The organism is Mycobacterium sp. TH-M25 (genome assembly GCF_057473665.1).
This window is the reverse complement of record NZ_JBYCLA010000228.1, coordinates 1-7,859: the sequence shown is the minus strand read 5'-3', so window position 1 is coordinate 7,859 and position 7,859 is coordinate 1. Positions and strand designations below refer to the sequence as shown.

Genomic DNA, 7,859 nt, shown 5'->3' with positions numbered 1-7,859 from the left:
GATCGGCGGTCATCCGGAAGACCGGCGCCGGCAGCAGGTGCACCTCGTCGTAGATGATCAGTCCCCAGTCGCGGCTGTCGAACAATTCCAGGTGGCGGTATTCGCCTTTGGTGCGCCGGGTAATCACCTGATACGTCGCGATGGTGACCGGCCGGATCTCCTTGCGTTCGCCGGAGTATTCGCCGATCTCCTCCTCGGTCAACGAGGTACGGGCGATGAGCTCGCGCTTCCACTGCCGGCCCGCGACGGTGTTGGTGACCAGAATCAGCGTGGTGGCCCTGGCCTTGGCCATCGCTGCGGCGCCGACGAGTGTCTTGCCCGCACCGCACGGCAAGACGACGACGCCTGACCCGCCGGCCCAGAAGGATTCGGCTGCCATCTCCTGGTAGTCGCGAAGCTCCCAGCCGTCCTGCCGCAAGTCGATGGCATGTGCCTCGCCGTCAACGTAGCCCGCCAGATCCTCGGCGGGCCAGCCGATCTTGAGCAGCATCTGCTTGATCCGGCCCCGTTCGCTGGGGTGCACGACCACGGTGTCGTCGTCGATACGTGCACCGAGCATGGGAGCGATCTTCTTGTGGCGCAACACCTCTTCCAGGACAGCCCGGTCGAGACTCAGCAGGGTCAAGCCGTGTACCGGGCTCTTCACCAACTGCAGTCGGCCATAGCGGGCCATCGTGTCGACGATGTCGACCAGTAACGGCTGCGGCACCGCGTACCGGGAAAAGCTGACCAGAGCATCGACGACCTGCTCGGCGTCGTGGCTGGCCGCACGGGCATTCCACAGGGCCAGCGGGGTGATCCGATAGGTGTGTACGTGTTCGGGTGCGCGTTCGAGTTCTGCGAACGGCGCGATGGCCGCGCGCGCCGCGCCGGCGAGCTCGTGGTCGACTTCCAGTAGCACTGTCTTGTCGGACTGCACGATCAGGGGTCCGTCGGTCATAAGAGTCCATTATCCCGATGCTGCCGACATGGGCGCCGACCGTTAATCTTCGTCGGCGGTCATCACCGACGTGATCCGGTGAATCGCGAAGTCACGGGCGCTGCTGGACGCCGAATCGAACGCGAGCAGCTGCCCGCCTCGGACCGTGATCGGTGACACCACGCGCTGGGTGGACACCCCTGCGGCGTCGACGTACTTGATCAGCACCGTGTCCCGCTCGCGGGCCGCTTTTTGCAGCAGTGACATGGCCACCGCAGGATCGATCCGCACGCTGTCGAACGGGGCGGTGGTCACTTTCCGCAGCACCGCGACCACTGCGCTCAGCGTTTCGCTACTGAGTTGCGGCATCGGCCGGTGCGAGCGGTAGCGCTGCGGCGCGGGAACCCGCGCACCGCGCGCCCGGATGTCGACGATGGCACCCGTCGAATCCTCGGCTGCGGGGGCGAACCCGGCGCCCTGCAGCGCGGTGAGTACTTCGCTGATGGGCGCCGGCGAGATCGCCACGGTCGGTGCCAGCACCCGGAGTCCCACATGTTCGGCGGCGGCCGCTGCCTGGGCAAGCAACGTCGGATCTTCGCATCTCACGAACGATGTGGCCATGCCGATACGCAGCTGACCGTGTCGACGCGCGACATCGTCGATCAGATACGTGAGACCTTGCGGCACAGGGGTTGTGGAATGATTTTGGAACAGGCTGTGCAATTCGTCGGCCGTCTTGCCGATGTCAAGCGCATGCCGGATCGAGGATTCGCTGACCCGGTACACCATTGCGGTGCCGGCGGACTCGACGACGGCAACCGTCGACAGTTCCTCGGCCAGATGGCGCTCCAGCGGGCCGGGTACCACGACGGTCAGGTCGGCCTGTACCAGAAAATGATGGATCGGCTTGGGCAGCGTGCGTGCCATCGCGGCGATCGTGCGGGCGTCATCAGTGCCGTCGATCAGGGCACGGCCCGGCGAGCTGAGTGCCCCGCGGCCGACCAGGCCGAGCTGCTGGGCTTCCTCCAACAGGGCGGCCACCGGCGCGGGCTGTAGCCGCTTGGACCAGCGCGGCCGACGCCAGATCAACGCCGCCGACGCGGTGTCCTTGTCGACGCCGGCACCCGGCGGCAATTCGGCCAGCATGCTCAGCAGTAGTCGGCGATCCAGCGGAGCAGCTGTCGAGTACAGCGAATCCGACAGCGCCGCATATGGTTTGGCGTCTGGTCCGCGGCTGCCGATCAACGCCGGCCGAGCCGCCAAATCGAGCCAGGTGGCCGTCAGTAAATGCCAACGTTCGGCGATGGGAGCCTCGGTGAAACGGTCGGCGGCCACCGTTGGCGCCCAGTAGGGTGGATCGCCGACGCTGGGTTGCGGATCGGGAAGGCCGCTGGCGATCAGCCCCGCGGCGGCCGCCAACGCCAGGATCAACCCCAGTCGGGCTTCGTCGACGCCGGTGATTTTGGCCAGCCGACGCATCTCCCGCACCCCCAGACCGCCGCTGCGAAGCTCGGAAAGCGGTGCGACGCTGAGTGACTCGATCAGTACATCGAGTTCGCGAAGCAGGTCGATGATCGCGCCGGCTGCTGTGGCGTCCACGTCGGCCGGTGTAGTCGTGGACACGACCGGATCGGGGGCCGTCAGCCGCACCGGCCCGGGTTGTTCACCGCGCATCACCTGACCGACGTGGCGGGGCAGGATCACCGTGTCCGCATCGATTCGACGAAGTAGGCCAGACGCAATCAGTTGTGGCACCGGGCGATTCGCGGGAGCACCGGGCGCGGCGTCCCGGGTCCGCCCTAGCGGCGAGCCCTCCGATAGGCGGTCCAGCAGCTCACGCTGCGGATCGTCGAGGCCATCGATCAGCTCGGCGATCTGCCCCGCGCTCGGGCTGGCGTCCTCCAGCGTCACCTGCCCGACGTACCAGGGCAGGCCGCCGTCGGCGGCGGAGGCCACCCGCACGGCGACGTCCCCCCAGACCAGCGCGCGTTGCTTCAGATTCTCGAGCGCGTCGAGGACGTCGGCCTCGGGGGCTCGGTCGCCCATCAGCGCGAGCAGCTTGGCGACCGGCACCGGCGCGGAGTCGGCCTGCAGCACCAGCAACGCGTCGATCACCGCCAGCCGCAGGAAATCGAGCTCGTCGGTGGCAGCCTTCAGCGATTGGCGGGCCTGCGCGCGGGCGGCTAACGCGGCGATGCTGCCCGGCGGCGGTTGGGCCAGGTCGGGTCGCAACTCCAGCAGACGGATCAACCGGTCGTCGGGCAACTCGGCCAGCCAGGACCCCAGCGGGATGTCCGGGGTGTGTTCGGTCATTGCTGACCAGCGTAAAGCAGTCGGCTGAGGGACTGTTCCCGACGGACGGAGGGTAAGGCGGGCGTTGCCGCAACCGACCTGTCAGAATGGACCGCGTGGCTGACAACAAGGCGCAGAAGACCCGTTACGTCGACAACGGATGGCCGACGACCAACCCTGACGACCACGCCGTGAGCGAATTGGCAACCGATCGGACCGGCGCCCTGTCGCCCTTCGGCGACCTGGAATTTCCGTTGCCGGCCGACGCACTGCCCTATCTGCATCCGGTCACTGAGGTCAACCGCTAGGCGGTGGTCATCCGCCGTACGATCGTCGATCAGGCGAGCGACTGCAGTGCGGGATTAGTGCTTACACTCTGCGACTGAACCGCTTTGAGCAGGTCGTTCAGGTAGCTCGGGTCCAGTTTCCGCGATGCTCCGACGGTGTTGGCCTGGTGCACTCCCTCTGGTGTTTCTCCCGGGGGTGGCGCGGGCGCATCCATCGCGACGGATTCGGCCTGCGCCGGTGGAGCGGGCTCGGGCGCGGGGTCGGCCGGCGGTGGCGGTGCGTCCGGCGCGGGTGCGTCGACCGCGGCCGGTTCGGCTGGTGGTGGCGGGGGCGGCTCGGGTGCCGGCGGTGGAGGCGGCGGGTCGTCCGGTGGTGGAGGCATGGGCGCCTCGAACGCCGGCGGCGGGGCGTCCGGCGGGGGCACGGGCGCATCGGCGAGCACGTTGCGCGGTGTGGCGGCCGACAGTCCCCGTCCACAAACCGGCCAGGCACCCTTACCCTGGGTGGCCAGTACCCGCTCGGCTACGGCGATCTGCTGATCGCGAGTGGCCTGGTTGGCCGACGTGGCGTATTCGCCACCGCCGTGCGAGTTCCACGTGCCTTGGGAGAACTGCAACCCGCCGTGGTAGCCGTTGCCGGTGTTGATGGCCCAGTTGCCGCCCGACTCGCAGGCCGCGACGCGGTCCCATTCGCTGTCGGGTGCCGCGGCCGCATGGCCGGCGAGGGCTAGTGGGACCGCGCCGCCGCCGATGACTGCACCGGTGAAGGCCAGTTTCGCGACGCCGACGATGGGTGTGGTGGGTTTACGGTGACGGCCGCTCATAGACCTATGGAGTCCTCTCGTATGCGCCTGCGAGGTCAGCTGTCGGGTTCGGGCGGAAGAGGTCGCCCGGCCGTCGCGCGTCTTTGTCAAACGCGTCGGCTTCACCCCAAGGAGCCGTGGGCTCCAGGTCGATATCGGCGGACCATTGGGTCCCCCGCCTCCATCCACGGATCAGCGTTACCCGCCTATTGGATGGAGCTCGGCGCTATAGGCGAGAAGGCCTACCGGGCAGGGATACTCGGCGGGCCGTGATCGACGTTAGCGGCTGTCTACGGCAGAGTCATTTTCTGCAGAAAGTCGCGTTTCGCGTGTCGCGATGCCCGAAGACGCCAGGAAAAGGCACTGTTTGCGCAGGTCGCACGCGTCGCAATCAGGCTGTTGCCGCATCGTGATCCAACCGTTATGTGACTGATTTCACAATATGCGCGACGCATAAGCGCAGTTCGGACCCGCGTGCGTTCGACGCGGTCTTCGCCGCCGAACCGCCCTGGATCCTGCTTACAGCGCCGGCTGATCCACGGCAACGATCTGCTTTCCCAGCGGCATCACCGACACCGGGATCAGTTTGAGATTGGCCAACGCCAGCGGAAGGCCGACGATTGTCACCGCCATGGCTGCGGCGGTCACCAGGTGCCCGATGGCCAGCCAAATTCCGCAAAGCAGCAACCAGAGAACATTGCCGATCAGGGCGCCGGTACCGGCGCCGGGCTTCTCGACGATCGTGCGGCCGAACGGCCACAGCGTGTACGACGCGATGCGCAGCGACGCGAAGCCGAACGGAATGGTCACGATCAGCACGAAGCAGATCAGCGTAGCCACCAAGTATCCCAGGGCCAACCACAGGCCACCGAAAACCAGCCAGATGACGTTCAGAACCAGGCGCATGATCTCCTCCAGCGGTGCGACCAGCGTAGGTCAGAAACTCCGGTGCTCAGCCGCCGGTGATCCGAGTAGGATCGGGCGTCATCGCGTCCTGCGCAGGCGGGGCGCTTCGTTGTGTAGGCCTAAGTAGTCTCCCGTTAGACAAGCAGGTGAGTTCGGTGCCGACTGGCAAGGTGAAGTGGTACGACACGGAGAAGGGATTCGGCTTCCTGTCTCAGGAAGACGGCGAGGACGTCTACGTCCGCTCCTCGGCGTTGCCCGCAGGCGTCGAAGGCCTCAAGGCCGGTCAGAAGGTCGAGTTTGGCTTGGCGTCCGGGCGGCGTGGACCCCAGGCGTTGAGCCTCACGCTGATCGACCCGCCGCCGACGCTCAGTAGCCGTCCGCGCCGCGAGGGTCCGGCCGAGCACAAGCACAGCCCCGACGAGTTGCACGGCATGGTCGAGGACATGATCACGCTGCTGGAGGGCACCGTACAACCCGAACTGCGCAAGGGGCGCTACCCCGACCGCAAGATCGCCCGCAAGGTGTCCGAGGTGGTCAAGGCCGTGGCCCGCGAATTGGACGCCTGAGCCGTTTGGCGGGTGTACCTTTCCGCGTGACGGGGAACACTTCGAACCGAACGAGCCGGTTTCGAGTGAGGAAGTGCCATGGCACAGCAGGCGCAGGTCAGCGAAGAACAAGCGAGGGCGGTAGCGGAGGAGTCCCGCGAAAGCGGCTGGGACAAACCCTCACTGGCCAAGGAGCTGTTTCTCGGCCGTTTTCCGCTGGCGCTCATCCACCCATTTCCCCGGCCGTCCGACGACGAGGCCGCCCGGACCGAGGAATTCCTGGGCCGATTGCGGGAATTCCTCGGCACCGTCGACGGCAGCATCATCGAGCGCGAGGCGAAGATTCCCGACGACTACGTCCGGGGCCTCGCCGACCTGGGGTGCTTCGGCATGAAGATCCCGTCGGAGTACGGCGGGCTGAATCTGTCCCAGGTCGCCTACAACCGGGCGCTGATGATGGTGTCCAGCGTGCACGCCAGCCTTGGGGCGTTGCTCTCGGCGCACCAGTCGATCGGTGTGCCCGAACCGCTCAAGCTGGCCGGTAACGACCAACAGAAGAGAAAGTTCCTGCCCCGTTGCGCGGCCGGGGCTATCTCGGCGTTTCTGCTGACCGAGCCGGACGTCGGGTCCGACCCGGCGCGGCTCGCCTCAACGGCAACCCCGGTCGCCGGCGGCTACGAACTCGACGGCGTGAAGCTCTGGACCACTAACGGCGTCGTCGCCGAACTTCTCGTGGTGATGGCGGCCGTGCCCAAGGGCGACGGGCACCGCGGCGGCATCAGCGCGTTCGTCGTCGAGGCCGATTCGCCTGGCATCACTGTCGAACGCCGCAACTCCTTCATGGGATTGCGCGGCATCGAGAACGGTCTGACGCGTTTGCACAGGGTACGGGTGCCGGCCGAGAACCTGATCGGCAGGGAGGGCGACGGACTGAAGATCGCGTTGACGACGCTGAACGCCGGCCGGCTCTCGATACCCGCAATCGCCGCGGGCTCGGCCAAGTGGTCGCTGAAAATCGCGCGGGAATGGTCCGGCGAACGCGTGCAGTGGGGCAAGCCCGTCGGCGCACACGGAGCCGTCGCTGAAAAGATTTCGTTCATCGCCGCGACGAGTTACGCCCTCGAATCAGTGTTGGAGCTGTCCGCCCAGATGGCCGACGAGGGCCGCAACGACATCCGGATCGAAGCAGCGCTGGCCAAGTTGTGGTCCAGTGAGATGGCCTGCCTGATCGCCGACGAGCTGTTGCAGATCCGCGGCGGCCGTGGCTACGAGACCGCCGAGTCGCTGGCGGCACGCGGCGAACGGGCGGTCCCGGTGGAGCAGGTGGTGCGCGACTTGAGGATCAACCGCATCTTCGAGGGCTCCAGCGAGATCATGCGATTGTTGATCGCACGCGAGGCGGTCGACGCACACCTGAATGCGGCCGGCGACCTCGCGAACGCGAAAGCCCACCTGCGTCAGAAGGCCAAGGCTGCCGTCGGCGCGAGCAGCTTCTATGCGAAGTGGTTGCCCCAGTTGGTCTTTGGTGAAGGTCAACGACCAACGGCGTATCGCGAATTCGGCAAACTGGCTCCGCATCTGCGATTCGTCGAGCGCTCGTCGCGCAAGTTGGCGCGCAACACCTTTTACGGGATGGCGCGCTGGCAGGCCGCGCTGGAGCAAAAGCAGGGATTCCTCGGCCGGGTGGTGGACATCGGCGCCGAACTGTTCGCGATCGCGGCGACGTGTGTGCGGGCCGAGGCGCAGCGCAATGCCGATCGGGCCCGCGGTGAGCAGTCCTACGAGTTGGCCGACGCGTTCTGCCGACAAGCCGCCCTGCGGGTGGAGTCGCTGTTCGAGGCGTTGTGGACCAATACCGACGACGTCGACGCGCGGTTGGCGGCGAATGTGCTCAAGGGGCGCTACATCTGGGCGGAGGAAGGGATAATCGACCAGTCCGAAGGCACCGGGCCGTGGATCTCGCACTGGGAACCCGGCGCGTCGACTGAATCCGACCTTTCCCGCCGATTCCTGACTGTGACGCATACCTGACGGAGATCGACATAGCTTCCTGCCGTGCCGAGAGCGGCGAATTCACCCGCGAGACCCGCTACATCAAAACCCGGAT

At 66.7% G+C, this 7,859-nt stretch carries 7 protein-coding genes and 1 riboswitch; of the genes, 3 read left to right on the top strand and 4 right to left on the bottom strand.

What is annotated here, in order from left to right:
* Both AC2VOU_RS07630 and AC2VOU_RS07625 read right to left on the bottom strand, forming a co-directional pair.
* Positions 1–940 (bottom strand): helicase-associated domain-containing protein (locus tag AC2VOU_RS07630; RefSeq protein ID WP_486956825.1); only part of this gene is annotated, 940 nt, incomplete at its 3' end.
* A gap of 42 nt (positions 941–982) precedes the next feature.
* Positions 983–3,232 (bottom strand): helicase-associated domain-containing protein, encoded by a 2,250-nt coding sequence (locus AC2VOU_RS07625; RefSeq protein WP_486956824.1) that lies wholly within the window; start codon positions 3,230–3,232, stop codon positions 983–985.
* 86 nt (positions 3,233–3,318) lie between these two features.
* Here AC2VOU_RS07625 and AC2VOU_RS07620 point away from each other — a divergent pair, with 86 nt between their 5' ends.
* Positions 3,319–3,519: a hypothetical protein gene (locus tag AC2VOU_RS07620; RefSeq protein ID WP_486956823.1), complete on the top strand. Its 201-nt coding sequence runs from the start codon at positions 3,319–3,321 to the stop codon at positions 3,517–3,519.
* 29 nt (positions 3,520–3,548) lie between these two features.
* Here the strand turns inward: AC2VOU_RS07620 and AC2VOU_RS07615 are convergent, their stop codons facing one another.
* Together AC2VOU_RS07615 and AC2VOU_RS07610 are read right to left on the bottom strand one after the other, a co-directional pair.
* Positions 3,549–4,322: a transglycosylase family protein gene (locus tag AC2VOU_RS07615; RefSeq protein WP_486956822.1), complete on the bottom strand. Its 774-nt coding sequence runs from the start codon at positions 4,320–4,322 to the stop codon at positions 3,549–3,551.
* 9 nt (positions 4,323–4,331) lie between these two features.
* Positions 4,332–4,509, bottom strand: a riboswitch (cyclic di-AMP (ydaO/yuaA leader).
* A 311-nt stretch (positions 4,510–4,820) separates the two neighbouring features.
* Positions 4,821–5,207, bottom strand: coding sequence for a YccF domain-containing protein (locus AC2VOU_RS07610; protein WP_486956821.1), 387 nt, complete (start codon positions 5,205–5,207; stop codon positions 4,821–4,823).
* 155 nt (positions 5,208–5,362) lie between these two features.
* Between AC2VOU_RS07610 and AC2VOU_RS07605 the strand changes: the two genes are divergently transcribed.
* On the top strand, positions 5,363–5,773 hold the full coding sequence (locus AC2VOU_RS07605) for a cold-shock protein (protein WP_486956820.1): 411 nt from the start codon (positions 5,363–5,365) through the stop codon (positions 5,771–5,773).
* 78 nt (positions 5,774–5,851) lie between these two features.
* Positions 5,852–7,783: an acyl-CoA dehydrogenase family protein gene (locus AC2VOU_RS07600; protein WP_486956819.1), complete on the top strand. Its 1,932-nt coding sequence runs from the start codon at positions 5,852–5,854 to the stop codon at positions 7,781–7,783.
* The last annotated feature ends 76 nt before the right edge of the window (positions 7,784–7,859 follow it).

Excerpts from the sequence above, each read along its gene's own strand:
- AC2VOU_RS07625 (WP_486956824.1), bottom strand. The coding sequence starts at position 3,232 with ATGACCGAACACACCCCGGACATCCCGCTGGGGTCCTGGCTGGCCGAG.
- AC2VOU_RS07620 (WP_486956823.1), top strand. The coding sequence starts at position 3,319 with ATGGACCGCGTGGCTGACAACAAGGCGCAGAAGACCCGTTACGTCGAC.
- AC2VOU_RS07615 (WP_486956822.1), bottom strand. The coding sequence starts at position 4,322 with ATGAGCGGCCGTCACCGTAAACCCACCACACCCATCGTCGGCGTCGCG.
- AC2VOU_RS07610 (WP_486956821.1), bottom strand. The coding sequence starts at position 5,207 with ATGCGCCTGGTTCTGAACGTCATCTGGCTGGTTTTCGGTGGCCTGTGG.
- AC2VOU_RS07600 (WP_486956819.1), top strand. The coding sequence starts at position 5,852 with ATGGCACAGCAGGCGCAGGTCAGCGAAGAACAAGCGAGGGCGGTAGCG.